Raw genomic sequence first — 25,509 nt, forward strand, 5'->3', positions numbered from 1 at the left:
GCGCAAGATCGCCGAACGAACCCGGCGTGGTCGGACGACGCTCGATCAGGGCGACCCACACGCCCGGGGACGCTCCGCTCCGCGTCGCGGCTACTGAGCGCTGGATAAGTTTGGCGCGAGTTCCGCGCCTTCGAAGCACGAGCGGAGCAACGCCTGATTGCCGCCTACGTCGTCCAAGTGTCGCTTGGCCTCGGCGTGAAGTTTCTCCAACTCCCCAATCGTGTGGTTCGCCATCCGGTGGTACTTCGTCAGGCTCCATACGCCTTCCACCGCATTGAGCTGCGGCGCGTAGGTCGGCAGATAGTGCAATCTTAAACGCGGGTACTCCGCCGCCAGTTCCTTCACGATTGGCGACTTGTGTGCCGAGAGGTTGTCCCAGACCACATCGATCGTTTTGTCAGGATACTCGACAAGCACGCGGTGCAGGAACGCCGCCGCCTGCTCGCCGCGGACGTAGCTGTCGGGATGGAAGTCGCACACGAGATCGATCTTCGCCGTGGCGGCGTGCAAGACCACGGCCCCCAGCACGCTGACTTTCTGCTGCCGCCGATTGCGGTAGGCGACGACCGGCGTCTGAGCGATCGGGGCCCAAGTCTTCTTGACGTTCGGCGTCATCATGAAGCCGACCTCGTCGGCCATCAGAATCACTCCGCCGGACTCGATACTTTTTTAGAAGTTCCGGCCAGAACTCCGCCCGCCAGGCGGCCACCTTCACCGGGTCGTGCTCGCGTGCCCGACGTTGGGGCTTCTGATGGGAAAAGCCCATGTCTTTCAGCATGACGCCGATGTGGTCGTGGTGGTACTTCACCTGGAACTCACGCTCGATCAGGTCGGCGATCAGCTGTTGGGTCCAGAGATACTTGTCGAATCCGCACTCCCTGGGCGTCTTGAGCAGCAACCCGGCAAGAGTCTTACGCTGGGCCTCATTCAGCCGCGACGGGCGTCCGGGTGGTTTGCGCGACACCAGTGCGTCACGGCCGCCCTTGCGGTATGCCCGCCGCCAGGCTCGGACGGTCTGGTCGTCGACCCCAAGGTCTTTGGCGATTTCGGCCGGCTCGCGATCCTGCTCGAACATGTTGGCCGCGATGCTCCGGACCCGATCCCACTCCTGGCGTGTTCCTTTCTTTCGCATGGCGCGGATTTACCATCGATCCGCAGAGGGCGCAAGGGGTTACGCGCTATGAAAATCTAGCGGTCAGTAGCCGCGACGCGGAGCGGAGCGTTCGCGCGATATCGCCAAACGAACCCAGGACGACATCGCCAAACGAACCCAGGACGACATCGCCGAACGAACCCAAGTGATCGATCAGCCTGTCCACGTCGTCTCTCGCGTCCCTAAATCTCCGCGTCACTTCAACGCACCAACACCACCACCCCGGCCCGACCGACACCGATCGTCCCAGGGACGGCCATCTCCACGGAGTAGACGCTGAAGGCCGACAGATCACACCCACCGACCGGCGCATGGAGGAAGGACGCCGCCCGTCCCAGGGCGACGCCGGATATTGTTCTATATATGTTAGGTGTACGGCCGCGAAAGACAAGCAAATTCCGCCCGGCATCGAGCGCGGGTGTGGTCATTTTTCCGGGCGGCCATTGTGGTGCGGGCTTTCAGCCTGCATTTCCGCTGCACAAACATCGTTTGTTCGATACCGCCCGGAAAAATGGTCACGCCCGCGAGCGCTCCTGAGCCGCCCCCGCGACCCGTGAACCTCGACGGCCCCGCCCGCCCCCGGCCAATTCCGGGTGGCATGGGCAAGCGTACTCGCTTGCCCGTGGCGGTCGCCGACCGACGCTCTCGTCACTGGCAACAGGCGTTGCTGCCAAGCCACCCGAAATCGTCCGGCCGCCAGAACCCCGCACGACACCCATGACCACGCAGTTCCGCACCCGCCGGGTTCGCAAGGGTCGCCAGAATCGAGTGGCCCGACCAAAAGCCTCGAAGAGGCGGCAGCGCCATAGCCCAGGGTGGAGGTCGGTACGCCGGCCGCAACCCTGGGTCGATCAACCGATGGATCCCGAGCCCTGAAAGGGCGACAGAGCACCCGGCGTCGCCGCGGCGACGGCTCTGTCGCCCCGACAGGGCTCAATCCGTGTACATCGCCAACCCAGGGCTCGTCCCGGCTTCGCCGAGCAGCGCCCCGGGCTATGGCTCTGCCGCCTCTTCGAGGCTCAAAGACCCAACCAGACGTTGCGTTTGACCCACGAATGAACCGTCCCGGCACGCACGATCCAGACGTTCGAGGCGCTTCACAGAGAATCTGCTAGACATTTGTTCAGGCACAACAAGATATCTTTCTCGCAGCGTTGCGATTTCCTTGTTGGCGGTAGCGCCAAGGGCTATTCTCGCGATTGTCGATCCGCACGGGTTGGCCGTGGGGTTACGATAACAATGGTTATGCCTCTTCATGAACGCCCCCGACGACATCGTCGAGTTATATGGCCATCGCATGCGCCGCGATTGGGCGGAGGCGCTTCAGGAGGCGCAAGATGAGACTCACCTCGTCTGCGAAGGCGAGGTGTACCCAAAGATCGCGTACGGCGACGAGACGTTTCGCACGCCCGTCGAGGCCGACCACGAGCCGTGTCGCCACTGCGGGACGATCAAGGGCAAGTTTCACTGGCATGCCTGCGACTATGAGCAGTGCCCGCGGTGTGGCGGCCAGATGATGTCGTGCGACTGCGAATTTGTCGGCCACGAGTGGCGGGAAGAAGAGGCATAACCTGCCGATGCACCGGACGGGGCCGGTGGTATAGTTTCTATCGTCGAGCGCGGATCGTGCCGGCCCGGCCGGTGATCGGCCCTACGTTGAACCATGACGAGGAAAAAGGGACATCACTCTTTTCCGAGATCGCCTGCCGCCCTTTGCGGTGATCGAGGACACGGTAGAATCCCCGGTGGCGACGGAGCGGGCGGTGCGTGGCATCGTGGAAAAGATGGACACCGTCGTCGCCGAGAGCCGAGAGGTAATGAAAAAGAGTGATGTCCCCTTTTCTTCGTCCCCCCTTTTCTTCGTCCATGAGTGAAGCCGGCATCGAGCTTTCGCGAACGCCGTACGAGGAGCCATACCATTTGTGCCTCCTGATCAGGGCATCAAACGGGCGGCTTCGCGGCGAGCTTGAGTACTATTGCAACGCGAGTGATATACAAGAACTCGGGTCCCAGCTACGGCGCTATTCCGGCGACAGGGAAAAGGAGATCGTCTACGAACTTGGTTCCGAAAAGCCGGAAGATCGATTCGCGTTCTTCCTCAGCCTCCGCGTGAAGGCGATCAACTTGCGCGGACATTGTTGCGTGTCGGTCCGACTGAACAACAACGATTCCCGACCAGATAGAGAGATCACGGAGTTCTCAATTCCGGCCGAGGTGGCGGACGTGAATCGTCTTGGCGACTTGCTCACCGGTTTCGGCCAGCTGAGGCACCGCCGGTTGATCTGGCATGTGACGACTGGCGAGTTGCTCGAAGACGGCGACGTCGCGGGATAACCCCGGACTGAGAAAACGGGACAGGTCCTGTCCCGCTTTCCGTTCCGACCAAAAGCCTCGAAGAGGCGGCAGAGCCATAGCCCAGGGTGGAGGTCGGTACGCCGACCGCAACCCCGGGTCGATCGACCGATGGATCCCGAGCCCTGAAAGGGCGACAGAGCACCCGGCGTCGCCGCGTCAATCGCCAACCCAGGGCTCGTCCCGGCTTCGTCGAGCAGCGCCGCGGGCTATGGCTCTGCCGCCTCTTCGAGGCTCAAAGACCCAGCCAGACGTTGCGTTTGACCCACGAATGAACCGTCCCGGCACGCACGATCCAGACGTTCGAGGCGCTTCACAGAGAATCTGCTAGACATTTGTTCAGGCACAACAAGATATCTTTCTCGCAGCGTTGCGATTTCCTTGTTGGCGGTAGCGCCAAGGGCTATTCTCGCGATTGTCGATCCGCACGGGTTGGCCGTGGGGTTACGATAAACAATGGTTATGTGCTGCCGGCGGGACGGCTATGGCGAACTTAGACTTCTTTGCGATTCGGCCCGACCTTGAGCAGCTCTTCGCGTTTCTCTTCGCTGAGACAGACTTCCAGGTGTTCGAGTCGTATTCCGAGTTCGGCCAGCCGATTCGCCAGTTTGCCTCATTCGAAGACCTGTGCGCGGCGTTCGATGTCGGCCATGACAAGCACGGAAATGGAACCGCGGCACTCCTTCAACTCTGGTCGCCGTCGGTCAGGCGGAAGCAGGAGATCGAGCGGATCAGCCTCGACCCGACGAAATGCGATGGTTTTACGTTTCGCTTCCGCATCTCGGGTCTTGGCCTTGTGCAGCTTTACCTCGGCGGCATTCACGATCGCGTCATCATCAAGTCGCATTACGGTCACTTCTCCGAGCGGGGCGCGGCGCGGTGGGGCGACGTCAGTTCCGTCGACTGGAACGCATTGAGTAAGCTATCCGGCAAGGTTCAGCGTCACATACGGCGCAAGCTCGGCGTCGCAAAAGTCCCGGGGCGTCCAGTGCTGCCCGGGGCGTATAAGCTGCATACCGAAGGCTTCGAATTGAAAGAAGCCGATCAAACGCCTTGGGCGTACGCGGGAGCCACGGCAGGCAGCACATAACCCGCCAATGCAGTGGACCGAGCCGGCGGACGAAGAAAAGGGGACATCACTCTTTTCCGAGATCGCCTACCGCCCTTTGCGGCGATCGAGCACACGGTAGAATCCCCGGTGGCGACGGAGCGGGCGGTGCGTGGCATCGCGGAAAAAGATGGACGCCGTCGTCGCCGAGAGCGGAGAGCCAATGGACAAGAGTGATGTTTCGTGATGTTTCCTTTTCTTGGTCGAGACAAAATTGGTAGCAATGGCAACGTATGACGAATGGTTCCTCGGGATCGTGGCCTACTACCGGCCGCTGGGCTTCTTCGTCTCTCCTCCATTTGCCGGGCTTTCAGACCTTCAATGCCAACGTCTCATCGAACAGAAGCATCCGAACTGGTTTGCGGACCAGTTTCTCAATCCGAGAGTGACGGGTAACTCCCTCAAGTCCCTTGAGGATTTCATTGTCCAAATGGACCGGAGCCGCGTCTGGACCACAGATCAGGAAGGTGTTTATGAAAGTTGCGGCTTCTACGCCCAGAGTATCAAGAGCCTCGCGGCGATCGCTCGGGGCGCTTTCAAGCCGCAAGACGTGAGCGAAACGTGGGAAGAGGCGGACGGCCGCGAGTTCGTGATTCGCGTGGGTTTTGAGCTGGCGGGCACGCCCATGCACCTGTGGATCAATCGCTGCGGAGATTTCGCCAATAGCGGCTGGATCGACATGGTCAACCAAGTGTGCGGCTATCGCGATCCGCGTTTTCGACTCTACCCTGACTCGCAGGACTGGCGCGTTATCTTCCAAACCGATGGGGATGCGGCAGCCATGGCGACCCGACATTGGCCGACTAGCAATTTTGACAGCATCTCGGGAATCATCAGTTACCCGCCGAGCGATGGCGCCATCCTCCGCTACAAGCGCGACCGATGGCTCTACTGGCACCGGGGAGTGTTTCGGTACCGCATTGGCGACGTAGCGGGGGCGTGGGACGATTGGCTCCTCGCGGAGAAGCTCGGATTCCCCGACTTGTACCGCCGGTGCGACGAGCTCACGCGGGACAACGGGGCCTGAGCGAAGATAAGCAATCAGCCGGTCGCGTGGCCGAATACGCCAACCCTACTTGGCGGCAAGGCGAGATGACCTGCCATCGCGGTCCCTGTTGTGATTCGAACGCCCGGGGGGGGGCGGCCCTGGCCAGTGAACGTTGATCCGTTATCCGGTACAGGGCTTTCCGATATGCATGGAACTTTGACCCCACGGGCAAACATCCGGATGATCGCCATCATGGTCGTGGCGGGTGCGGTGGTTGCGATCTTCTTTTCACGTCCGTTGCTCTGGACGGCGTTCGTACTGGGCGGACTCGTCGGACTTGTTGCGGGCGTGTGTCAACTACGGGCCATGCGTGACGCGGCAGGCGTTCTCATCGCGGCCAACGACGCGCTCGCGGTCCGCCGAGCGCTTCAGGAATCCCGGTGGGGACGAGCGTATCTCGCCGTGTTTTGGATCGGCGGCGTTGCAATCATTGGACTGGCCATTTTCCTCTTCGGTCCTGACCTGGCCCCCGGGCTTCTGGCGGGATACCTGGCGATGGCGGCCGTGCGTGATCTCGTGACCTTGAAGGGCGCGTTCGAGCTGGCGCGAATGGAAAAGGCGGGTTCGCCGCCTGGCGAAGTGCCGGTTTGAGGAAGCGAAAGAGATCGTTCGCAGGGTGGGCGTATCCGCCCACGCCTCGCCGGCCGCTACTAAGGATTAATATGCCGATAGATAACTTCAGTGAAGTTCGAAACGATGGCCGCATTATAACAAAAACAATAACCCTCGAGAAGATGGCAAAGTTGGGCTGGGCGCCAGATCTGGTGGTGCAACTTCGATGGAACTGGAACGGGAAGCGTGTTGTCAAGAACTATCCAACAGGTGTTCTAGGCAAGCACCTTGAACCACATGACCGCGTTGCTGTAATCGTCGATGAGTCAGGACTACAAGTGTTAGACGGCGAAGGTGGTTTGGTATTTACCGTATCTGACCGTATTGAAGTAAACGGCAATCAAGTGCGTGGCGCGTACCGATGGTTTGAGCCTCTGCCCAAGCCGAGTGCTTCGCGATTTGGTGCAGTACTGGAAGATCCAGAAGGTCGACTCTACCAAGTGGAAATAGACGTCGGCACTGGTGCGATTAGTAACGGACGTAAGGTTCGATAGCGAACCGTCGCAGCCGGCCGCGTGGGCGGGTACGCCCACCGTACGAACTGCGCCCCGGTTCTCTGCCCGCCGCCCGTTTTCTGTGCCCGGCGATGCTACGCATATCCCATGAGTGAAACCCCAGAAACAACGCCTACGTTCAATCCTCCCGGTCTGGTGTGCCGCATCCTTGGCTCGCCGCTGGCACGCATCCTCGTGCTGGGATTCATCCTGCTCATGATGATGGGGCTGAACACGGATGTGATGACGAGTTACGCCGGACAGCCGGTGAAGTCGATTCAACACATCGTGGCGTTGGCGATCGCCGGTTTCGCGGTGTATCGCGGTTATGCCCACTTCATTGAGAAGCGTTCGGTCTCCGAACTGGCCTTGCCGGGCATGGGGCGCGAGCTCGGCATCGGCTTGCTCATCGGCGCGGGTCTGTACGCCGTGTCCGAGTTGATCCTGATGGCCCTTGGCATCTACCGCATCAATGGTTTAAACCCCTGGAGCTACCTGCTGCCGGCGGTCGCCATGGCGCTGAGTGCGGGCGTGTTTGAAGAGCTCCTGTTCCGTGGCGTGCTTTACCGATCGGTGGAGACGTGGTTCGGCAGTTGGGCGGCGCTGGTGGTGTCTTCGCTCGTGTTCGGCCTGACCCACCTGATGAACCCGCAAGCGACGATGGAGGGCGCGCTGTTCATCGCGGTAGAGGCCGGCATCCTGCTGGCGGCGGCGTTCATGCTGACGCGCCGGCTGTGGCTGAGCATCGGTTTCCACGTGGCGTGGAACTACACGCAGTCGGCCATCTTCTCGAGCATCGTCTCTGGCAACGACGCTTCGCAGGGCCTCATCCGATCCACGGTAAACGGCCCCGACTATCTGACCGGCGGCAGCTTCGGCGTTGAATCGTCCCTGCTTGCGTTGTTCCTGTGCACGACGACCGGGATCGTCATGGTGGTGTTGGCGGTGAAGCGGGGGAAGATTGTTCCGCCGAGGTGGAAGCGCACAATCTGAGGATGTTTTGGCACGCCGAAGCCGAGGTGGACGATGGCCGCCTCGTTCGCGACGCCACGACAATGAACAAAGTTCCGTTCGGCGGGGGATGCCGGCCGGGACGGCGACGCGATTCACCCGATTTTCTGCGTCTGTTTTCGAGCGGCACCGTCTGTTTGTTCGGAAGCGGCTGATGTTCAGCCGTAAAGTCCTCGAACGAACAGGAGCAGAATCATGCAATCCGCATCTTCCGAAACCGGTAACAAGTCGGCGTGTTGTGCCTCGCCCGACTGTTGCGTCCCGACCACCTGCTGTGCGCCGATGGTCTGTTGCGTGCCGTCAGGCTGCTGCACCATGTCGGACTGTGCGCCAACGGGCTGCTGTGTCCCGTCGCAGCCGAAAGCCAACTGAGGTACCGCGATGACGGCTCGACCCACGACCGATGCGATCTGGTCGCACCTGAGTTTGGACCTGCGGCGGTTCATTCGCCGCCGAGTTTCCGACGATCATGTTGCCGACGATCTGCTCCAGGAGGCGTTCATGCGGGTTCACCGCAGCATCGGAACGCTTCAGGATGCCGAACGAGTGGCGGCATGGGTGTACCAGATCGCTCGGAACGTGGTGCGCGACCATCAGCGTCTGGCGTCGAGTTCGACCGTGGCGCTCACCGACGCTGACGCCGAGAACGTAACCGCCGATGACGACGAGCCGCCGACCGGCTGCCGAGGCATCCCGTGGCTGGATGAAATGATCCAGTCGTTGCCGGACGGCTATCGACAGGCCGTGCAGATGGCCGAGATCGAGGAGCAATCCCAGCAGGTCGTTGCCGACCGGCTCGGCCTTTCGCTCTCGGGTGCGAAGTCTCGCGTTCAACGTGGCAGGGCGATGCTGAAGGATGTCCTCCAGCGGTGCTGCTCGTTCGAGCTGGATGTTCGAGGCCGGGTGATGGAATGCGATCCCAAGCCCGACCAAAAGGTGTGCCGGGATTGCGGGGAATGAATCGCCTGTCGTTGGATGACTCTCCCTCGGTTCTCGTTTAGGTTTCCCGGATGGAAAGTGAACCCCAGGCGGCCGGGCCGCTACTGGACTATGCCCTGCCGCGAAAGTATTCGCGGGTTCGCCGGTGGTTTCGGCCGGGGGCGGCGGGGTTCAACCTGCTGGTGCTGGTCCTCAGCGGCGTCGCGGCGTGGCAGGCTTGGACGTGGAGGCTCAAGGCCGACGAGATGGCCTACCTCGAACGGGCACGAGAGGCGAAGGGGTACGCCTTGCCATGGATCGAGTTTGAAAAGCCGCCCAACGCCGGTGCGCTGCGCCACCTGGCCCGGCGGCCGGGCGCGGTCACCTTGTTCCTGGGTTTTGATGATCCGCCAGACGGCAGCGCGGCGCGGGCGTTTCGGGAACGGGATTGGACGAACATCGCCGAGCTGGAGTTCGGCCAGCACATTGCCGTAGACGCCTGGCTGAAGGAGATGACCCGCCCGGACAGCGGGCTTGGGTGCGTTCAGCGGCTGGCGTTCCAGCATTCGCAGATGACCGGCCCGGAGCTTATGGCGTTGGCCCGTCCCGACAGCGGGCTGACCGGCCTTCGCACGTTGGATCTTTACAACTCGACCGTGACGGATGCCGAGCTGAAGGAGTTCGCGCGCCCGGACAGCGGCCTGAAGGGGTTGACCACGCTGATCCTCTGGCTCGACTCGGTGACGGACGCGGGCGTCAAAGAACTGGCCCGATCGGACAGCGGGCTGAAGTCGCTGACCACGCTGAACCTTTGCTGGACGGAGTTGACTGACGCCGGCCTGAAGGAGATGGCCCGACCGGACACGGGGCTGAAAGGCCTGACGACGCTGGACATCAGCCAGACGAAGGTGACCAATGTGGGACTGGCGGAGCTGGCACGCCCGGACAGCGGGTTGGCTGGATTGACGACGATTTACCTGGGCGGTGCCAAGGTGACGCCTGCGGGCATCGCAATGCTTCAGCAGGCACGGCCGGGATTGAGGATCGTCCAGTGATCTTTCCTCGTCAACGGCTGCCCGTGGGTGCTGCCCGTGGGCGCTACTTGGCTGGTCCGACATACGTCCAGATTCTGGGCGTGCAGGTGCCGCGGACGATCTTCTCCAGCACCAGTTCGTGGCGCGAGCCCACCGTCAGCGCCTTTTCGGCGGCTTTCTTGTCTTTGCACTTGAGGCTGTCGATCGACAGGCGCATCGGCTCGGAATGGGCGTCTTTCGCGTCGAGCGTCCAGTCGAAGTCCACGAGCGTTGAGGGCTGCCCGCCGTTGTCGATGACCTTGACGGCCGTCACCTTCGCGAAGCCTTTGATGGTCTCGTACTCGCAGGGCCCGCCGACGCGCGGTTGGGCCGCGGCGATGAGGCTGGAAGCCACGCCAAGGCAGAGGGAGAACAGCACGCCGAGGGAGATGATCTGTCGCATGGAGTCCTTTCAGAAGGGGGCGGCGGTCAGTGTAACGCAAGAGGGCGGGCAGTGAAGCGTCAGTGACGCGGCCGGGCATCTGTGGGTTAGGGCAATCGCATGTGCCTGACTCGAATGTGCGCGGTGGCGTTTGTGGTGCGGGCTTCAGCCTGCACATGCTCGGATGCAGGCTAAAGCCTGCACCACAATGGGCACATGCGATTGCCCTGATCTGTGGGAGGGGCACATCCTGCGCGAGGGGAAAGAGAAATCACCACGGAGACGCGGAGGCACGGAGGGCAGCTTGAATTTCCGGCACGTCGCCTGACAGGGGAGCGGTCGGGGCACACTCAAAGCGAATCGATACTCCCAAAAGTGACGTCTCAGATAGAAGCGAGGTCGTCGTTTTGCGGGCATCTTGGGGCGTCTGGCACCCCTCCGTGTCGTCGTGCCTCGGTGGTGATCCTTCTGGCGGGCGTTCCTGAAAACGAGGCGGATTTTCTCAAAAGCGATACTGCCGTCGGGTATTGATATACAGAGCCAGAGGCCGTCAGCCGCTCACTCCGCAACCGCCTGGCTGGTAGTACCCATGAATACCGAACAACAGTCAGCTCCGTGTCGTAGCCCGTTGGATACAAGATTTGGCCGCAGATGCGCAGGGCTTCACGCACCGCGCGCTTTCACGCTCATCGAGCTGCTGGTGGTGATCGGGATCATTGCAGTTCTGCTAGCCTTGCTGTTGCCTACGCTGACGGGTGCCAGAAAATCCGCCACCCAGGTCGTTTGTAAGAATCAGATGCGGCAGATGATCACGGGGATGCTCTGCTTCGCCAACGACCACGATGGCCTGTTTCCCAACCGAGCCGCCAATGGCATCGGCTACCCGCACCAGTTAAAGCGCACCACAAACGGCAAGTACGATTTCATCGGCCCCTTCGTCATCAAATACCTGGGGGATCCCAATAAGATCATGTACTGTCCCGCCCAGTACGAACGATTTCCCCTGACTTACAATCCCCAGTCGACAGGGGATCAGTGGATGAGCTACCAGTATTTTGTGTTTCCCGGCGGGGGAAATTGGAAAGTGCCTTGGGTTGACCTCACTAAGGCGTCGCGGCTGAAGGCAGCAGCCCCGGTTTGGTCCTGTCTGACGCAGATCAAGCCGGGCGTCGTTAATGCGCATGAGGTCGATGAGAAGGGGCAGCCCAAGGGAATGAACGCAGCTTTCAGTGACGGTTCGGCCGATTGGGTGGCCTGGAACGATGGAGTGACTACCGAGAAGTTCTGGGCGTTTGGCTCCGATTCGTATTATTGGCCTAAATACCGGGAATAGTCGGCCCTCGGCCAGGGCGGCTCAGTCTCGACCTCTTTTCTTTCGCCACACGGTGCACTCGGACGACGTGACCAAGTCGGCGATCGCGAAATACGTCGGCCCCTCGGTGATCGCGGACCTGCTCAAATGTCCGTCGGACGAAGGACGGCGGACGAACATGTGGGGCAGCGATCCGCCGTACAAGTGCAGCTATACACTCAACTGCTTCGTCTCCGGCTGGCAGACCGGCACGTTTACGGTGGACCGCACGGCGAGCCTGATGCAGTTGAAGAACCCGTCGGAAAAGATCCTGATCGTTGAGGAGGACGAGCGGAGCCTGAACGACGGCGGGTTCTGGGGCCGGGGCGATTACCTGGCGATCCGGCACGACCGCCAGCGCGTTCTCCCCGACACGTTCCAGGCGGCCAACATGGAGCGGCGGGGGAATGCGAGCTTCTGCGACGGGCACGCGGAGTACATCACGCGGGGTTACGCGCACGACCCTGTGACTTACGAACCGGGCAAGTGAGCCGGTTTTTCAGCCGCCGGGCGCGCTGTGTTTCCGCGGGAGCCGGACGGTGAAGGTGGTGCCGCTTTCCTTAGTGGATTGCACGGTGATGGTGCCGCCGTGGGCGAGCACGACTTCGCGTGCGATGTAAAGGCCCAATCCTATGCTGCCGGCTCGCCGCTGCGGCTTGCCCTTGCGACGCTCACCCTGGACGAGGGGTTGGAAGATGGTGGGGAGCAGTTCCGGCGGGATGGGCGTTCCGCAGTTGTGCACGGCGAGTACGACGTCCGGGCCGTCGGCAGTGACCGTGAGTTTGGCGTTGCAGGTTTCCCCGCCGTGCTGGAAGGCGTTGCCGAGTAAGTTGGAAAGCACCTGCCGTATGCGGCTGGCGTCCCAGATTCCGTTAAGGCTTTGGGTTGTCTTGAGGCTGAGCGTGCAGGTCGGGTGGGCAGCCTGAAACTCTCCGTGGAGTTCCCGGCAAAGCTTGGCGAGATCCATTGGCGCGGGAGACAAGGGCATTGCCGAGCCCACGCCGGTGCCGGCGAAATCGAGCAGGTCAGTCACCATTTGGGCGATCGACTTGACGCTGGAAGTGATGCGATGTGCGGCGTCGATGGTGTCGGGGTCGCCGGTCGCGGTCAGCGATACCACTTCGGCCGAAAGCAGGATCGAGTTCAGTGGGTTGCGCAGGTCGTGGGCGAGAATGGCCAGAAACATCTGGCGGGAACGGTCCACGTAGCCGGTGTAACCAACGACCGCTTTGCGTAGAGACTGGTCGATGGATTCATGAAATCGTGTCAGGTCGTCGATGTCGGTGGCGTGAGGGTTGGGGTTGGTATCGCGCCAGAGCTTTATGACGCTGGCGCGGAGGGCGCGGTATTCTGACACCAGTTCGCCGAGATCGAACCCGGAGCCAACCCGGCCGACGCCATGTACCTCGGATGCTTCGTCGAGGTGCTTGCTGCCGGTGCCATCGGCGCCCTGACCGATCGATTTGTCGAATTGTTCGTTGTCGCTTTGTGCGGTTGTCATGTCGCGCACGGTTGCGCGGAGGATGTCCTCGGCGTGGTCGCGCAGGGCCAGCCGGTCCATCTTCGTGCCCGCCTCGACACTTCGTGCGAAAATCTCCCATTCGGCGAGAATGGATTCCATGTTTTTGAGGATGAAGTCAGAGAGACGCATGGTGATGGCTCCTTGGGACAACCTGCGCGATCGCAGGCTTGGGGATGCTGGCGTCCGACCCGTCCGTCAGCAGAAAGCCGTTAAAAACCATGGGGTGAGTGACAGCTCTGATGAACACGGCTCTGTGGCTAACCTGCTGTAGCAGGAAAGCGCGCAAGCGCGATCCCACAAATGGCATGCAGCAACGCGGTCGGAGACCAAACTCGGACTCTGCGGCAGATTTGATGTCTTGACGATAGTTGTCACAACAAGTATTTTCCGGGCATCCAAGATTGCGAAGAACGGCAGAACCCTGTGCGAAACGTCGCCCGATCTGCCGGCCTACGCTTTACCGGAGCATTGCCATGATCACCGTCATCCCGTCCGCCGACCGTTACTCCGCCGACCACGGCTGGCTTCAGACCCACTGGCACTTTTCGTTCGCCGACTACTACGACCCGAAGAACATGAACTGGAGCGCGCTGCGCGTCTTCAATGACGACATCGTCAAAGCCGGTGGCGGGTTCGACTTCCATCCCCACAAGGACATGGAGATCGTCTCGTACATCGTCGATGGCGAACTGGAACACCGCGACCGCCTGGGCAACCGGCACACGAACAAGCCCGGCGAAGTCCAGGTGATGTCGGCGGGGCGTGGCATCGTGCACGCCGAGAACAACCCGTCGAAGTCGGACATGCGGCTGATTCAGCTTTGGATCCTGCCGAGGAACAAGAACAACGAACCGCGGTGGGAGCAAAAGCCGTACACCCGCGCAGACCGCCACAACCGGCTGTTGCAGGTGGTCGCGCCGACGGACCATCCGGTGGATGGCGTGCTCACGATCGACCAGGACGCGAGCATTTTCGTTTCGGCGCTGGACGCCGGGAAGGAAGTGACGCACAACCAGGTTGGCACGCACGCGTACCTGTTCGTGATCGCCGGCGAGGTGAGCGTGAACGGAAAGACGCTCAAGAACGGCGACCAGGCGCGGGTGGCCGATGAGAAGTCGCTGGCGATCAAGGCCGCCGGCGATGCCGAGTTCATCCTGCTGGACTTGCCGTAACGGTTGAAGGGGCGACGTAACTTTGTGGCATGGGCATGTACGCATGCCCGTGGCTGTGCGTGACGTGCAGACACGGGCAAGGGTATTTGCCCGTGCCACAAGGCGACGTTTCTTCAATCTGCGGTCCGCAGTGCGGACCCTACATCCTGCGGCTATGCTTGATCACGATCATGACAGAGCCTTTGCCGCAAACACCGCCCGCTGACCCGGCACCGCCGCCGGAAACCCGTTCGCTGCCCAATCCGTTGCACGCGCTGCACGTCGCCGTCGAGGCCGAGTTCCAGCCTTACGAAACGGTCGAGATCGTCAGCACGTTCGGCGAGCCGCAGGCGGAATACGCGGCGTTGCACAAGTCGTGCGGGCTGATGGATCTGGCCCATCGCGGCGTGCTCGAACTGACCGGCAAAGACCGGCTCACCTTCCTCAACAACCTGCTTTCGAACCAGACCTGGTCGAAAGAGACCAAGACCGGCATGCCCGCCGGGATGGGTGTCTACGCGTTTCTGCTGCAAACCAACGGCCGGGTGCTGGCCGACATGAACGTGATCGAGCGCGGCGACCGGACGCTGCTGGAAACCGACGCCCGGCTGATCGTCCCGCTGCGGCAGGCGCTGGACCGCTACCTGTTCACCGAACAGGTGAAGCTGTTCGATCGCGTCGGCCACTACCACGAGCTGGCGTTGCACGGGCCGACGGCGCGGGAAGTGTTGTCCGCCGCGGCGGGCGTGGAAATCCCGGAACTGACGGCGATCGGCTCCACCGAGATCACGCTGTTCGATGTGCCGGTCGTCGTCTGGCGGGACGACGTCTGCGGGACGACGGGATTGCATCTGATTATTCCGATCGATCGCGTGGAGGCGGTCTGGAAAACGCTCGTCGAACGCTTCGGGCAACTGGTTGCCCACGCCAAACGGCCGTTGCGGCCGATCGGCTGGGCGGCCTTCAACGCGGTGCGCATCGAAGCGGGGCGTCCACTGTTCGGCATCGATTTTGATTCGACGATCCTCCCGGCCGAGACGGGCGTCGAGACGTTCACCCGCGCGGTGAACGTGTACAAGGGTTGCTACGTCGGGCAGGAGATCGTCGCCCGGATGTTCGCCCGCAAGCAGTCGGCCAAGAGCCTGGTGGGCTTGAAGCTGGTGGGAGAGACCCTGCCGATCGCCGGCTCGCCGGTGTTTGATGACGCGGGTAACCAGGTCGGCGGGATCACCAGCAGCACGGTGTCGCCGTTGCAATCGCGGTCGGCGATCTGTTTTGCGCTGGTGAAGAAGTTGTTTGCCGCCGATGGAAAGGTGGTACAGGCACCGGCGGAGGGCGCTTTGCGACCGGCAACGGTATCGACGTCGCTGCGATTTCTGGAGAAGGCACCTGTTCCAGAGAAGGAGAAGGATTGATGCTCGCCGATTCACCGTATCTCGTGACGCCCGGCAAGAAGTTCAAGCTCAGCGATCGCGACCCCGACGACACCGGCGACTTCAAGAACAAGACCGCCGCCGTCGAGCCGACGCAGAAGAATCTCGAGCAACTCGACGAGTTGCAGGAACTGCTTTACGCCGAGGGCAAGCACGCGCTGCTGGTGGTGTTTCAGGCGATGGACACCGCCGGCAAGGACGGCTCGATTGAGCACGTGTTCAGCGGACTCGACCCGCAGGGGTGCATGGTCGCCAGCTTCAAGGTGCCGACGACGCTCGAGAAATCGCACGACTTTCTCTGGCGGTGCCACCAGGCCGTTCCGCCGAAGGGGATGATCGGCATCTTCAACCGGTCGCACTACGAGGCGGTGCTGGTCGAGCGGGTGATGGGGATCACAACCAAGGACGTGTGGTCGCGGCGGTTCGATCACATCAACGCGTTCGAACGGCTGCTGGCCGACGAGGGAGTGACGATCGTCAAGTTTTACCTGCACATCTCCAAGGAAGAGCAGAAGAAGCGATTGCAGGCACGGCTGGACGACCCCGCCAAGCAGTGGAAGTTCGCCGTCGGCGACCTCGACACACGCAAGCGCTGGGACGAGTACATGGAGGCGTATCAGGACGCGCTGCGGGAATGTTCGACCGAGCACGCACCCTGGTACGTGGTCCCCAGCGACCGGAAGTGGTTCCGCAACTGGGTGATCTCCGACACGATCGTGCGGACGCTGAAGAAGCTGAAGATGGAGTACCCGCCGCCGGAAAAAGGGCTCGACCAGATCGTCATTGACTGACCTGAGACAGCGCCCCACGGGCGAGGGCCAGTCCGTAGACAATGGCAAAGACGCCGGCGGCATCGACGGCGACCATCACCCAGATTTTCAACCGGGTGTCGAACACCAGCGAAAGCACCATCCACGGGAGCAGTGCCACCAGGAGCCCGATCCAGACGGCGGGTCGCGCCTCGGCCAGTTGTTGCGCCAGCAGCACGCCCGCCAGACCGGTCAGCAGCCAGCCGGCGAGGAACCACGTGCCGATCTCGGCCCCGCGCCAGCGCATGAAGCCCATCACCGCCGCGCTGACGAGGTAGCTGATGGCGACGATCAAAAGTAATTGCCGGCCGGCGGGTAGGTTTGCAGTCACGCGAAGAGGATAGGCGGCCCGCCGCTCAGCGGCGCGAGCGAGCGTTCTTTTTCGTAAGTAGAGACTTTTTCGAAAGCGGAGACTTTTTCACAATCGCAGACTTCTTTGCAGGCACCGACGGCTTTGTCACCTTCGCCGTCTTCGTTTTGGCCGGCCTTCGCTTTTTGCCGGTGAACGTGGCGTTGTCCTCTTCCCACGCGTCGAGGTTGCGCTCGACGATGTGCCCGAAGATCTTCAACGCGTCGGTCACTTCGCGGCCGCCGCTGCGGGGCATCATCATCCAGGTGAGGACCATCGCCTGGCGGCAATACCCGTCGGCATCGGTGGGGAACAGGTCGGCGAAGAACGCTTCAGGCGTGACCTTCTTGATCTTCTTCCACACGCCGACGTTGCGGTCGTGAATCTCCCGGGCCCTGGCGATGCCGAGTGCGATCGTCCGCCCCTCCTCCGGCAGTGCCCGCCAGCAGGCGGCGATCATCTGGCGGACCAGATCATCGACGCCATGCGGGCCGAGGGTGTGGTACAGCTCCGAGGGTGTCCTGGCGGTCCAGCGGTGGGCTTCCCAGCTCATTTCATGATTCTAATGATTCGATCCCAAGCCGTGGCGAGAAAATGCGGAGATAAAGATCAACGAGAGACGGCCCGCTGCTCGGTTTGCGACTAACTTTTTGGGTGGCATGGGCAAGCGTACTCGCTTGCCCGTGACGACCGCGGTCCGGCGTTCGACACGGGCAACGGAGTACCGTTGCCCATGCCACCCAATCTTTCACTTCACGTCACCGACCGCCCGCCGTCCAGGCGGATGATCTGCCCGGTGATGTAGCTCCCCTTGCCGACGAGGAACTCGACCAGGTTCGCGACATCCGCCGGCGTTCCTTCGCGTTGCAGGGGGACGCGCTTCAGGTACTTCTCTCGCTCGTCCGCCGGGAAGTCCTCGGGCCACTGCACCACGCCGGGGGCGATGCCGTTGACGGTGACCTGCGGCGCCAGTTCGCGTGACAGCCCGAGCGTCAGGTTCGCCAGCGCCGCCTTGCTGGCGCAGTACGCCAGGTACTGCGGCCAGGGGCGTTCGGCGAGCAGGTCCACCATGTTCACCACATGCCCGCCGCCATCACGCCGCAGCCGATTGGCGAACGTCTTGCACAGCAGCAGCGGCGATTCGACATGCACCGCGTACGCTTTTCGCAGAATGTCGGGTGTCGTCTCGGCCAGTCGGCCCGGCAGCCAGAGGCTGGCGTTGTTCACCAGCACGTCCAGGTCGGACGACCAGGATCCAAACGCTTTGTCGATCTGTTCGACGGCGTTCTCGGGTTCGGCAAGGTCGGCCTTGATCGGCAAGGTGTCGATGCCGCGCTCGGCGAGTTGGGATCGCAGCGCCTCGGCGTCGCGGTCGCTCGTGAGATAGGTGAACGCAACGGCGAATCCCATCGCCCCCAGCCGTTCGACGATCGCCCGGCCGACGCGCTTGGCTCCGCCGGTCACCAGTGCTACTCGACGTCGATCGGGCATGTCAGGGGCTTTCGCGGAAGGGGTGGGCTTCGACGTCGCCGTGCGACTGCATCAGCGACCGGTACTCGGCCTCGGTGATTCCGTTCGACAGGAATCGGTGGGACAGAAGATACCGTGCGATGCGGGCCAAGTCGCGATCGATCATTGCCGGCCGGAGCATCGCCCGCTCCGGTCGACTATTGTCGATGAGGTCGGCGATCTTCACCTGCCGGGCGATGGGGTTGGCCTTACAGCGGATGACGTAGTCGACATAGGGCTGCTCTTTGGCGTGGGTGAGACAAGCCACGGCCTCGAGAACGGCGTCGGAAAGCCCCTCGCGGCGGAGGTCGGCGAGGGTGACTGGCGTGTCTTCGACGACGTCGTGCAAGACGGCGGCGCATTTGGCCTCGTCGCTTTCGACCATCGACATCAGCCGGAGCGGGTGGGTGATGTACGGCGCGCCGCTCTTGTCGGTCTGGCCCGCGTGGGCCGTGACGGCAATACGAATGGCTGTTTCGAGTTCCGCCAAGACACGCTCCTTCAAGAATCGCGACGGTTCAGCGGATATTGTTTCGATCCGATTCCCCCGGGGGCAGTCCCAGCGGAACCGGCCCCCCGGGGCCCGGCGGCACGTCGGGCCGCGCCCCGAAGCTGCTGCTGGCCGTCGCGCTCACCGCCCAGTGTACCTTCCCCTGCTTGTCGATCAGGCCGACGGCATCAATCTCGTTCCAGCCCGACACACTAGGCGAATCGATGTTCAATCGCACCCGGTTCGTGTTGACGGCGGTGCTGAATCCCATCACCGAGACGCCCATCGGCTTGCCAGGCTCGGTCGGGTCCTTTCCGGCCCAGACCTGGACCTGTTCATTGCCGGCATAGGCGATGACGGCATCGACCGCGCCGGGATTGTAGGTTTCGTAGACCATCACGCCGACCGCCTCCACCGGCGATTCGTATGTCAGTTCGAGCCACTCGCGCTGGCCGTCCGCGGTCGTCGAGGCCCAGGCGGTCTGGATGTCGCCGGCATTGGGCGTGTCGGGAGCGCCGGTCGCCTGCTCGGTTCCCCAGGCGGCTTTGACCGGAGGCTGCGGGGCGTTCAGGTCTTCGCGATAGATGAGCCAGTGCGGCGCGACATACACCCAGTAGCCCGGCGGGAGGTCGGTATGTTCCATGTAGCTCGTGCCGGTGTAGTAACCGAAGTCATAGAAGTCGCCGTAGGTGGCCTGATCCTTCGCGACTTCGATTTTCCGGAGAAGCTCCTTATAGCGGGCGCGGGCGGGCCGAACCGTGTCGGCGACTCGCGATGTCCCGCCGGTGGTGACCGAGCGGCCGGGCCAAAGATCGATGTCGATGTTCGTCGCTCGCTCGGCCGCTAGTGCCGTAGCACCGACCGCGGCGAAAGACAAAAGCATCCAGGAGCGGGTTGCGAGCTTGCGTCGACCGGTCATCGCGGACCTCCCAAAAGGTTGAGTGTGTGGACCTGTTGGGTTGGATGCGCGAGACGTCGATTAGTTCCAGCGGCGCGTCGGGCGGGGCTCAGCCGGACTTCTGGCCGATGATTGGGCCACCCAGTCGGTCGACCTGGATGAGCTCGCCGGACTCGATGCTGACCGCCGAGAGCCGGCCTTCGGGGGTCAGGGCGGCCGCGGTGTCGAGCAGCACGATGCCGGGGCCGCGAATGGGCGTGTGCTCCTGCGTCTGCACGTCGCGAGGGTAGGTCTGCACCGGCGTATGGCCGAAATAGCCGGTGCGTTTCCACCGCTTCGGGCGGGTTAGCTCGCGGCCGTAGCGGCCCCAGATGATCTGATAGCGCAGCCGGGTGTTCTCAGCAAGCCGGGCGGCGATGGAGGGCTCATCGGGCTCGTCCACGTTCCACATCGCGTGGGCGATGAAGTAGGTGTCGCCTTCGATGACGGGCACGAGGTCTCGGGCGAACCTTCGGTGAGATTCGGGAACCACCGACAACAGCCGCAACACCGATTCCGGTGACGGGCGGGCCAGGACGGCGTCGATCTCGTACGGCTCGACGCCGTAGCTCAGCAGGGTTTCCCAGAGCCCGTACTGCACGAACCACTGGAACGCGACCACCTCGTCGGTGGCGCTGGGGTTCTGCACGTAAGGCTGGCCGTAGAGCAGCAGGGTGAAGATGTCGTCGTGGTTGCCGCGGCAGAAGCGGGCGCCCTTGAGGTCGATCAGAAAGTCGAGCACGCCCTTGGAATCTGGCCCGCGGTTGATGTAGTCGCCGACGAAGTTGAACTTCGCCTGCGGATCGGCCTGCGAGACGCGTTCCACCAAAGCACGAAGGGGACGCAGCATGCCGTGGATATCACCGATGACCCAGTTCATGGAGTGGCGTTTTCCCAGTGCTCGCGGTTTACGCACGTCGGGTACAACGACAGGCGCGGAAGCCGACAACGTATCATGATTCGTGCGTGCCGTCTGCGGCGCGCTTCACCCGGGAGATTCGATGGACCTGACGACACTGTTAAGCAAGACCTGCACCCCCAAGGTGACGGCCCTGTCGGCCGACGCCGTGACGGGACTGCTGAAACTCGTTCCCGGATGGGAACTGGCCGGCGGCAAGATCGCCCGCACGTTCGGGTTTAAGGACTACTACCAGACGATCGCGTTCGTGAACGCCGTCGCCTGGATCAGCCACCAGCAGGACCACCATCCCGATCTGGAGGTGAGCTACAACAAGTGCCGCATCAGTTACAACACGCACAGCGTCGGCGGGTTGTCCGAGAGCGACTTCATCTGCGCGGCGAAGGTCAATGCGTTGTAGACAGCGTTGTAGTCAGTAGTCAGTAGCCAGTGGTCAGTAGTCAGTAGTCAGTAGTCAGTAGTCAGTAGTCAGTAGTCAGAGGCAGAGGCAGAGGCAGAGGCAGAGGCAGAGCGCCAGCTCTACTGACTACTGATTACCGACTACTGACTACTCCCGCATTGGCATACATCAGATTTCGCATCGCCGCCCAGTACGTGACGAAGAGATAACCGGCCGAGACGATCACCTCGGCGGCGAGGGTGTAGATGTAGGTCATGATCCACGCGGCGGCGAGGTTGCCGTCGTGGCGGTTGAGCCAGTCGTACGCCAGGACGGTGACCGTGCCGAGGATCGCCGGGGGAACCAGGTGGACGGCGTGGTAATCGATCGCCCGCGCGACGATCGGCCGGGGCAGGCGCAACCCCCGATAGCCGGCCTCCCACGCCGTCAGATAGACGACCGCCAATGAGATCAGTTCGATCGCGAGGAAGGTGAGGACGGCCGCGATGGCGAAGGGCAGCCCGGGAACCTCAAGTTGCGCAATCCGCCGGGACGTCTGCGAGACGGCCAGGAAATCGAAGTGAACGCTCGCGGCCAATCCGAGCAGCAAACTGGTCAGCAGGCGGTAGACATGTCCGAAGATCGATGATTTGCGCGTCGGGCCGATCGCCGACAGGTGGCGGAAAAAGCCTCGGGGTGCGAACAGAACCCAGCCGGTCGTTTTCAGCCAGGCCCCGATAGACGCGACACCTTGACCAGCTTCCCAGGGAGCAGGATGTCGTAACTCCGGCAGGCTATCGGAGATAGGGATGCCACATTCAGGGCAGTTGCCCGGGGCGGGCCCGTCGTGAAGAGTGTATCCGCACCCTTCACAAAGAAGGGCGGAAGGGTCCGGAATCTCATCGGCGCGGGTCATCGGATTATGCTATACTTCAAGACAACATCCAGCCGACGTATAGCTGGGACTTTCATACTGCCGCGGGGCGGCTTGGGTTCAACCATTCGGACAGGAGGTTCTGTGGTCAACACAATCGGACTGTCGCTTCGCCAGGTTCGGCAAACGCTGAACTGGGGATGGATGACCCGCTCATGCACGCTTCTGGGTGTCTCCGCGGTTCTGGCCGTTGCCGTCGGCTGCGACGACGCGGAGCAGGCCCGGACGCCCCCGGCCAATCAGCCCGCCGTCGTCGCTCCGCCCACCACGCTGCCTTCACCGGAACTGGCGTCGGCCAAGGTATCGGCGATGCCGGTGTCCTCGTACCTCTGGCTGCGCGAAGTCTCCGACCCGCGTAAGAGCCAGGCCGAAGTCGAAGCCGCCGCCACCGACGCCGATCCCAATGGCGTTGCGGTTCAGTTCCCCCGCGCCCGCCTGCGTCTGAGCGGCAAGGGCGAAGACCGCATGGTCGCGATGCTCTATAGCGACGACCCCAAGGAAGCGATCAACAAGGGCTGGCAGGGCGACCGGTATTACTTCCGCATGCCGCTCCGCGTCGGCGATGTCCAGCAGCTTGACGATGCCCCGTACCGAATGGCCGTCCCCTTTGAAGGCCAGGACGAAACCAGCAACGGCGTCTTCCGGATGGGCGACCGCTACCACATGGAACCGATCGACCTGATGGTCCGCTTCGAACCCGAAGGCGGCCAGGTCAAGATCTTCCTCGGCGGCCTGTTCAAGCAGTACGACACGTCTGACGTGTCGGCGGAACCCAAGTGGTTCCATGTGCAGGGGATCATCCAGGCGGTTGTCGAGTAAGCCAACCACGAGGGATGAAGAGAACACGAAGGCGCGAAGCCACGAAGGAACGCGAAGGAAATGACGCCTTGAAGTCGGACCGACCGACAGGGCGTCATTTCTTGTTTTTGTGGCAAGCTTTTCGCGTGGCTTCTGGACATGATCTCAACGCCAAGACGCCAAGACGCCAAGACGCCAAGACGCCAAGAGAATCCATTTCTCGGCGTCCGTGGCTTCCTGGGTGTTTTTGACTCGGAGTCCGAATGCGATTCGGACGAGGGAAGGCCAAGGCAAAGTACCTCTTCCAAGCCTTTCCTTCGTGCTCTCTTCGTGCCTTCGCGCCTTCGTGTTTTATTCGGCTCGGTCGCGGCGCCGCCGCGTGGTGAACCTCCGCGATCCCATCGTCCCAAAGACCGCGTTTTGTCCCGGCCCTCGGTGCGTCTACAATCCCCGCGATGTCTGGTGCCGGGAAAAAGGTCGTACTTGCCATGAGTGGCGGGGTGGATAGCTCCGTCGCCGCGGCTCTCCTGTTGCGCCAAGGGTTCGAAGTGCTCGGCTGTTTCATGCGGCTGGGAACGCCCAAGGGTGTCGACGGGCCGGTGCAGGGGGGCGAACAGTGCGACACGACACCCACCGGCCACAAGCAGGGGTGCTGCTCGGTCCTCGATGCCGCCGACGCCCGGCGGGTGGCGGGGCTTCTCGGTATCCCCTTCTACGTGCTGAACTTCGAGCAGGACTTCGGCCGCATCATCGACTACTTCGTCGGCGAATATAACCGCGGCCGAACCCCCAACCCCTGCGTCCGCTGCAATGACTGGCTAAAGTTCGGCAAGCTGTCCCAATACGCACAAGCCGTCGGTGCCGACTACGTCGCCAGCGGCCATTACGCCCGCGTCGGCATCGATCCGGCGACCGGCCAGCGGCAACTGCTGCGCGGCCGCGACCATCGCAAGGATCAGAGCTACGTCCTGTTCGGCATGAACCGCCAGACGCTCGACCATACGCTGCTGCCGGTCGGCGAATACGAGAAGCACGACGTGCGGGCGCTGGCCGAGGAGATGAAACTGCCGGTCTTCAACAAGCCCGACTCGCAGGAGATCTGCTTCGTCCCTGACCAGGACTACGCGGGCCTCGTCCGCCGCCGCACGCCCGAGGCCTTCCGGCAAGGCGAGTTCGTTACCACGACCGGCGAGGTGGTCGGCGAGCACGAAGGGCATCAGCAATTTACCGTCGGTCAGCGCAAGGGACTGGGCGTCGCGTTCGGTCGGCCGCTGTATGTCGTCGATATCGACGCCGCGGCCAATCGCGTGACCGTCGGCGACAAGCCGGACCTGCTGCGGCAGTCGCTGACGGCGACGCAGCTCAACCTGCTGACCGACCGCCTGCCCGTCGGCGGGGAAGAAATCCCCTGCACGGCCAAGATCCGCTACAACGCCGACCCCCAGCCCGCCGTCGCCTGGCGAACGGCGGACGACACGCTGCGCGTCCGGTTCGACGATCCCCAGTCGGCGATCACCCCGGGACAAGCGGTGGTGCTGTACGATGGTGACGTGGTGCTGGGCGGCGGATGGATCGATGCGGCGGAATGAGTTTGCAGGGCGGGCACCGCCCGCCGAGCGACTTGCGAACGTCGAGCGAATGAAAAATGCAAAACATGCAATGAAAAATGCAAAATGAGTTGGTGGTCTGATGGCTCGTCCGTTTTGTGTTTTTCATTGCATGTTTTGCATTTTGCATTCCGTTGGCCGTGCCCATTGATGCCTATGTAACCCAACCGTCGTCACCGTGGCCCTCAAACGTAATGTGCTCATCTTCCACTCCGGCGCACTCGGCGATTTCGTCTTGTCGTGGCCGCTCGCGCTGGCGGCCGGAAGGTTGTTCGCGCAGAGCCGGGTCTTCTATGTGACATCGAAGCAGAAGGGCCTGCTCGCCGAGAAGGCGTTGCGGCTGGAATCGATCGACGCCGAGAACGGCTGGCACTCGCTTTTCGCCGAAAAGCCCAACCTCCCTGACATCCCCGCCCGATTGCTCGCCGGCGCTCACAGCATCGTCAGCTTCGTTGCCGAACCCGGGTCCGTCTGGGAAAGAAATGTCCGTCAGGCTTCCGACGGCGCGGACGTCCTGTGCCTGGCCGCCCATCCGCCGGCTGATTTCACCGGGCACCACACGGATTTTCTGCTGCGGCAGTTGTCGCCGTCGGTGATCTGGCAGCAGGGGGTGACACAGTTGCTGGCTTCGCTCAACGCGCGTGGCTTGGGTCATGTGGCGCCGGCGGGCGGGCCGATCGTCATTCATCCCGGTGGCGGATCGCCGGCCAAGTGCTGGCCGCTGGCGAAGTTCATCGAGCTCGCGGCGGCGTTGAAGGCGGCGGGTCGTGGCGTGAGGTTTGTGATCGGCGAAGTCGAACAGGAACGCTGGCCGGCAGCTGACATCGCCGCGCTGCGCGAGGTCGCCGACGTCGACAGCCTGGCTTCGCTGACAGACCTGCTGGACCGGCTGAAGTCGGCATCGACCTTCGTCGGCAACGACAGCGGCCCCGGACACATCGCCGGCATCCTGGGCGTGCCGACGGTCTCGCTCTTCGGTTCCACCGACCCGACCCGCTGGCGACCGATCGGTCCGAAGGTCAGCGTGGTGCAGGCCGAGACGCTCAATGAGATTGCGGTGGAGCAGGTTCTGAAGGCGGTCGCGGGTGAGGATTAGGGCAAAGCCTCTGGCCTTGCCGCCAGCGGGTTCGACAGCGCGGCAGGGACGCCAACCGGGAGTCCGATTTCACC

At 62.5% G+C, this 25,509-nt stretch carries 29 protein-coding genes and 1 pseudogene; 18 read left to right on the forward strand and 12 right to left on the reverse strand.

The genetic code is table 11. The features are described from left to right. Positions 1–90 precede the first annotated feature (90 nt). Together IPV69_RS00635 and IPV69_RS27765 are read right to left on the reverse strand one after the other, a co-directional pair. Positions 91–639 carry an IS630 family transposase gene (locus IPV69_RS00635; RefSeq protein ID WP_241179935.1) on the reverse strand — a complete coding sequence of 183 codons (549 nt, stop codon included), beginning with the start codon at positions 637–639 and terminating at the stop codon, positions 91–93. Positions 640–748: 109 nt separating this feature from the next. Next, positions 749–1,132: pseudogene (locus IPV69_RS27765) on the reverse strand (helix-turn-helix domain-containing protein); the annotation flags it as partial. Positions 1,133–2,408: 1,276 nt separating this feature from the next. Here IPV69_RS27765 and IPV69_RS00645 point away from each other — a divergent pair. Beyond that, positions 2,409–2,723 carry a hypothetical protein gene (locus IPV69_RS00645; protein WP_206292975.1) on the forward strand — a complete coding sequence of 105 codons (315 nt, stop codon included), beginning with the start codon at positions 2,409–2,411 and terminating at the stop codon, positions 2,721–2,723. 37 nt (positions 2,724–2,760) lie between these two features. On the opposite strand, the gene IPV69_RS00650 is transcribed toward IPV69_RS00645, so the two are convergent. After that, positions 2,761–3,021 (reverse strand): hypothetical protein, encoded by a 261-nt coding sequence (locus tag IPV69_RS00650; protein ID WP_206292976.1) that lies wholly within the window; start codon positions 3,019–3,021, stop codon positions 2,761–2,763. Here IPV69_RS00650 and IPV69_RS00655 point away from each other — a divergent pair. From IPV69_RS00655 to IPV69_RS00690, 8 genes are all read left to right on the forward strand, one after another. Beyond that, positions 3,020–3,487, forward strand: a complete 468-nt coding sequence (locus IPV69_RS00655) for a hypothetical protein (RefSeq protein WP_206292977.1) — start codon at positions 3,020–3,022, stop codon at positions 3,485–3,487. The genes IPV69_RS00650 and IPV69_RS00655 overlap by 2 nt on opposite strands. 433 nt (positions 3,488–3,920) lie before the next feature. Continuing rightward, positions 3,921–4,595 (forward strand): hypothetical protein, encoded by a 675-nt coding sequence (locus IPV69_RS00660; protein WP_206292978.1) that lies wholly within the window; start codon positions 3,921–3,923, stop codon positions 4,593–4,595. A gap of 241 nt (positions 4,596–4,836) precedes the next feature. After that, positions 4,837–5,640: a hypothetical protein gene (locus tag IPV69_RS00665; RefSeq protein ID WP_206292979.1), complete on the forward strand. Its 804-nt coding sequence runs from the start codon at positions 4,837–4,839 to the stop codon at positions 5,638–5,640. Positions 5,641–5,841: 201 nt separating this feature from the next. After that, positions 5,842–6,252 carry a hypothetical protein gene (locus IPV69_RS00670; RefSeq protein ID WP_206292980.1) on the forward strand — a complete coding sequence of 137 codons (411 nt, stop codon included), beginning with the start codon at positions 5,842–5,844 and terminating at the stop codon, positions 6,250–6,252. Between the two features lie 71 nt (positions 6,253–6,323). Continuing rightward, positions 6,324–6,767 (forward strand): hypothetical protein, encoded by a 444-nt coding sequence (locus IPV69_RS00675; protein WP_206292981.1) that lies wholly within the window; start codon positions 6,324–6,326, stop codon positions 6,765–6,767. Between the two features lie 108 nt (positions 6,768–6,875). Then, positions 6,876–7,760 (forward strand): CPBP family intramembrane glutamic endopeptidase, encoded by an 885-nt coding sequence (locus IPV69_RS00680; protein WP_206292982.1) that lies wholly within the window; start codon positions 6,876–6,878, stop codon positions 7,758–7,760. Positions 7,761–8,159: 399 nt separating this feature from the next. Next, positions 8,160–8,738 carry an RNA polymerase sigma factor SigZ gene (gene sigZ / locus IPV69_RS00685; RefSeq protein WP_206292983.1) on the forward strand — a complete coding sequence of 193 codons (579 nt, stop codon included), beginning with the start codon at positions 8,160–8,162 and terminating at the stop codon, positions 8,736–8,738. A 50-nt stretch (positions 8,739–8,788) separates the two neighbouring features. Beyond that, entirely contained in the window at positions 8,789–9,751 is a 963-nt protein-coding gene (locus IPV69_RS00690) for a leucine-rich repeat domain-containing protein (RefSeq protein WP_206292984.1), read from the forward strand. Positions 9,752–9,794: 43 nt separating this feature from the next. Here the strand turns inward: IPV69_RS00690 and IPV69_RS00695 are convergent, their stop codons facing one another. After that, complete coding sequence (locus tag IPV69_RS00695) at positions 9,795–10,172, reverse strand: hypothetical protein (protein ID WP_206292985.1); 378 nt, start codon at positions 10,170–10,172, stop codon at positions 9,795–9,797. A gap of 568 nt (positions 10,173–10,740) precedes the next feature. Here IPV69_RS00695 and IPV69_RS00700 point away from each other — a divergent pair. Both IPV69_RS00700 and IPV69_RS00705 read left to right on the forward strand, forming a co-directional pair. Continuing rightward, complete coding sequence (locus IPV69_RS00700) at positions 10,741–11,484, forward strand: type II secretion system protein (protein WP_206292986.1); 744 nt, start codon at positions 10,741–10,743, stop codon at positions 11,482–11,484. Between the two features lie 52 nt (positions 11,485–11,536). Continuing rightward, complete coding sequence (locus IPV69_RS00705) at positions 11,537–11,992, forward strand: hypothetical protein (protein ID WP_206292987.1); 456 nt, start codon at positions 11,537–11,539, stop codon at positions 11,990–11,992. A gap of 9 nt (positions 11,993–12,001) precedes the next feature. On the opposite strand, the gene IPV69_RS00710 is transcribed toward IPV69_RS00705, so the two are convergent. Next, on the reverse strand, positions 12,002–13,153 hold the full coding sequence (locus tag IPV69_RS00710; protein WP_206292988.1) for a sensor histidine kinase: 1,152 nt from the start codon (positions 13,151–13,153) through the stop codon (positions 12,002–12,004). Positions 13,154–13,497: 344 nt separating this feature from the next. Here IPV69_RS00710 and IPV69_RS00715 point away from each other — a divergent pair, with 344 nt between their 5' ends. The 3 genes from IPV69_RS00715 to IPV69_RS00725 all read left to right on the forward strand — a co-directional run bounded on the left by IPV69_RS00715 (position 13,498) and on the right by IPV69_RS00725 (position 16,399). Beyond that, on the forward strand, positions 13,498–14,196 hold the full coding sequence (locus tag IPV69_RS00715) for a pirin family protein (RefSeq protein WP_206292989.1): 699 nt from the start codon (positions 13,498–13,500) through the stop codon (positions 14,194–14,196). A 170-nt stretch (positions 14,197–14,366) separates the two neighbouring features. Continuing rightward, positions 14,367–15,590 carry a CAF17-like 4Fe-4S cluster assembly/insertion protein YgfZ gene (ygfZ, locus tag IPV69_RS00720; protein ID WP_206292990.1) on the forward strand — a complete coding sequence of 408 codons (1,224 nt, stop codon included), beginning with the start codon at positions 14,367–14,369 and terminating at the stop codon, positions 15,588–15,590. Continuing rightward, entirely contained in the window at positions 15,590–16,399 is an 810-nt protein-coding gene (locus IPV69_RS00725; RefSeq protein WP_206292991.1) for a polyphosphate kinase 2 family protein, read from the forward strand. Before ygfZ ends, IPV69_RS00725 begins: the two co-directional genes overlap by 1 nt. Here IPV69_RS00725 and IPV69_RS00730 read toward each other — a convergent pair. The 6 genes from IPV69_RS00730 to IPV69_RS00755 form a co-directional block, all read right to left on the reverse strand. After that, a complete protein-coding gene (locus tag IPV69_RS00730) occupies positions 16,389–16,748 on the reverse strand; it encodes a hypothetical protein (RefSeq protein WP_206292992.1) in 360 nt (119 codons plus the stop codon). The genes IPV69_RS00725 and IPV69_RS00730 overlap by 11 nt on opposite strands. 25 nt (positions 16,749–16,773) lie before the next feature. Then, positions 16,774–17,319 (reverse strand): hypothetical protein, encoded by a 546-nt coding sequence (locus IPV69_RS00735; protein WP_206292993.1) that lies wholly within the window; start codon positions 17,317–17,319, stop codon positions 16,774–16,776. Between the two features lie 200 nt (positions 17,320–17,519). Continuing rightward, entirely contained in the window at positions 17,520–18,257 is a 738-nt protein-coding gene (locus IPV69_RS00740) for an SDR family oxidoreductase (protein WP_206292994.1), read from the reverse strand. A 1-nt stretch (position 18,258) separates the two neighbouring features. Next, positions 18,259–18,765, reverse strand: a complete 507-nt coding sequence (locus IPV69_RS00745; protein ID WP_206292995.1) for an HD domain-containing protein — start codon at positions 18,763–18,765, stop codon at positions 18,259–18,261. Positions 18,766–18,793: 28 nt separating this feature from the next. Then, positions 18,794–19,684: a hypothetical protein gene (locus IPV69_RS00750; RefSeq protein WP_206292996.1), complete on the reverse strand. Its 891-nt coding sequence runs from the start codon at positions 19,682–19,684 to the stop codon at positions 18,794–18,796. Positions 19,685–19,772: 88 nt separating this feature from the next. Beyond that, positions 19,773–20,582: a metallophosphoesterase gene (locus IPV69_RS00755; RefSeq protein WP_206292997.1), complete on the reverse strand. Its 810-nt coding sequence runs from the start codon at positions 20,580–20,582 to the stop codon at positions 19,773–19,775. 121 nt (positions 20,583–20,703) lie between these two features. Here IPV69_RS00755 and IPV69_RS00760 point away from each other — a divergent pair, with 121 nt between their 5' ends. Further along, entirely contained in the window at positions 20,704–21,021 is a 318-nt protein-coding gene (locus IPV69_RS00760) for a 4a-hydroxytetrahydrobiopterin dehydratase (RefSeq protein ID WP_206292998.1), read from the forward strand. A gap of 133 nt (positions 21,022–21,154) precedes the next feature. Here the strand turns inward: IPV69_RS00760 and IPV69_RS00765 are convergent, their stop codons facing one another. Beyond that, positions 21,155–21,916, reverse strand: coding sequence for a hypothetical protein (locus IPV69_RS00765; protein WP_206292999.1), 762 nt, complete (start codon positions 21,914–21,916; stop codon positions 21,155–21,157). Between the two features lie 102 nt (positions 21,917–22,018). On the opposite strand from IPV69_RS00765, the gene IPV69_RS00770 reads away from it, so the two are divergent. From IPV69_RS00770 to IPV69_RS00780, 3 genes are all read left to right on the forward strand, one after another. Continuing rightward, positions 22,019–22,753 (forward strand): hypothetical protein, encoded by a 735-nt coding sequence (locus IPV69_RS00770; protein WP_206293000.1) that lies wholly within the window; start codon positions 22,019–22,021, stop codon positions 22,751–22,753. Positions 22,754–23,187: 434 nt separating this feature from the next. Continuing rightward, positions 23,188–24,321, forward strand: coding sequence for a tRNA 2-thiouridine(34) synthase MnmA (mnmA, locus tag IPV69_RS00775; RefSeq protein ID WP_206293001.1), 1,134 nt, complete (start codon positions 23,188–23,190; stop codon positions 24,319–24,321). 196 nt (positions 24,322–24,517) lie between these two features. Continuing rightward, positions 24,518–25,435 carry a glycosyltransferase family 9 protein gene (locus IPV69_RS00780; RefSeq protein WP_206293002.1) on the forward strand — a complete coding sequence of 306 codons (918 nt, stop codon included), beginning with the start codon at positions 24,518–24,520 and terminating at the stop codon, positions 25,433–25,435. Positions 25,436–25,509: the final 74 nt, after the last annotated feature.

Origin of the sequence: Humisphaera borealis (assembly GCF_015169395.1) — a bacterium.
In the GTDB taxonomy this organism is placed as follows: domain Bacteria; phylum Planctomycetota; class Phycisphaerae; order Tepidisphaerales; family Tepidisphaeraceae; genus Humisphaera; species Humisphaera borealis.

What these genes read in the sequence shown, in the direction of transcription:
- IPV69_RS00710 (WP_206292988.1), bottom strand. Translation starts at nt 13,153, where the DNA reads ATGCGTCTCTCTGACTTCATCCTCAAAAACATGGAATCCATTCTCGCC.
- IPV69_RS00650 (WP_206292976.1), bottom strand. Translation starts at nt 3,021, where the DNA reads ATGGACGAAGAAAAGGGGGGACGAAGAAAAGGGGACATCACTCTTTTT.
- IPV69_RS00695 (WP_206292985.1), bottom strand. Translation starts at nt 10,172, where the DNA reads ATGCGACAGATCATCTCCCTCGGCGTGCTGTTCTCCCTCTGCCTTGGC.
- IPV69_RS00670 (WP_206292980.1), top strand. Translation starts at nt 5,842, where the DNA reads ATGATCGCCATCATGGTCGTGGCGGGTGCGGTGGTTGCGATCTTCTTT.
- IPV69_RS00760 (WP_206292998.1), top strand. Translation starts at nt 20,704, where the DNA reads ATGGACCTGACGACACTGTTAAGCAAGACCTGCACCCCCAAGGTGACG.
- IPV69_RS00690 (WP_206292984.1), top strand. Translation starts at nt 8,789, where the DNA reads ATGGAAAGTGAACCCCAGGCGGCCGGGCCGCTACTGGACTATGCCCTG.
- IPV69_RS00680 (WP_206292982.1), top strand. Translation starts at nt 6,876, where the DNA reads ATGAGTGAAACCCCAGAAACAACGCCTACGTTCAATCCTCCCGGTCTG.
- IPV69_RS00675 (WP_206292981.1), top strand. Translation starts at nt 6,324, where the DNA reads ATGCCGATAGATAACTTCAGTGAAGTTCGAAACGATGGCCGCATTATA.
- IPV69_RS00740 (WP_206292994.1), bottom strand. Translation starts at nt 18,257, where the DNA reads ATGCCCGATCGACGTCGAGTAGCACTGGTGACCGGCGGAGCCAAGCGC.
- IPV69_RS00750 (WP_206292996.1), bottom strand. Translation starts at nt 19,684, where the DNA reads ATGACCGGTCGACGCAAGCTCGCAACCCGCTCCTGGATGCTTTTGTCT.
- sigZ (WP_206292983.1), top strand. Translation starts at nt 8,160, where the DNA reads ATGACGGCTCGACCCACGACCGATGCGATCTGGTCGCACCTGAGTTTG.
- IPV69_RS00715 (WP_206292989.1), top strand. Translation starts at nt 13,498, where the DNA reads ATGATCACCGTCATCCCGTCCGCCGACCGTTACTCCGCCGACCACGGC.
- IPV69_RS00765 (WP_206292999.1), bottom strand. Translation starts at nt 21,916, where the DNA reads ATGACCCGCGCCGATGAGATTCCGGACCCTTCCGCCCTTCTTTGTGAA.
- IPV69_RS00655 (WP_206292977.1), top strand. Translation starts at nt 3,020, where the DNA reads ATGAGTGAAGCCGGCATCGAGCTTTCGCGAACGCCGTACGAGGAGCCA.
- IPV69_RS00755 (WP_206292997.1), bottom strand. Translation starts at nt 20,582, where the DNA reads ATGAACTGGGTCATCGGTGATATCCACGGCATGCTGCGTCCCCTTCGT.
- IPV69_RS00735 (WP_206292993.1), bottom strand. Translation starts at nt 17,319, where the DNA reads ATGAGCTGGGAAGCCCACCGCTGGACCGCCAGGACACCCTCGGAGCTG.
- IPV69_RS00665 (WP_206292979.1), top strand. Translation starts at nt 4,837, where the DNA reads ATGGCAACGTATGACGAATGGTTCCTCGGGATCGTGGCCTACTACCGG.
- ygfZ (WP_206292990.1), top strand. Translation starts at nt 14,367, where the DNA reads ATGACAGAGCCTTTGCCGCAAACACCGCCCGCTGACCCGGCACCGCCG.
- IPV69_RS00635 (WP_241179935.1), bottom strand. Translation starts at nt 639, where the DNA reads ATGGCCGACGAGGTCGGCTTCATGATGACGCCGAACGTCAAGAAGACT.
- IPV69_RS00725 (WP_206292991.1), top strand. Translation starts at nt 15,590, where the DNA reads ATGCTCGCCGATTCACCGTATCTCGTGACGCCCGGCAAGAAGTTCAAG.
- IPV69_RS00645 (WP_206292975.1), top strand. Translation starts at nt 2,409, where the DNA reads ATGAACGCCCCCGACGACATCGTCGAGTTATATGGCCATCGCATGCGC.
- mnmA (WP_206293001.1), top strand. Translation starts at nt 23,188, where the DNA reads ATGTCTGGTGCCGGGAAAAAGGTCGTACTTGCCATGAGTGGCGGGGTG.
- IPV69_RS00700 (WP_206292986.1), top strand. Translation starts at nt 10,741, where the DNA reads ATGAATACCGAACAACAGTCAGCTCCGTGTCGTAGCCCGTTGGATACA.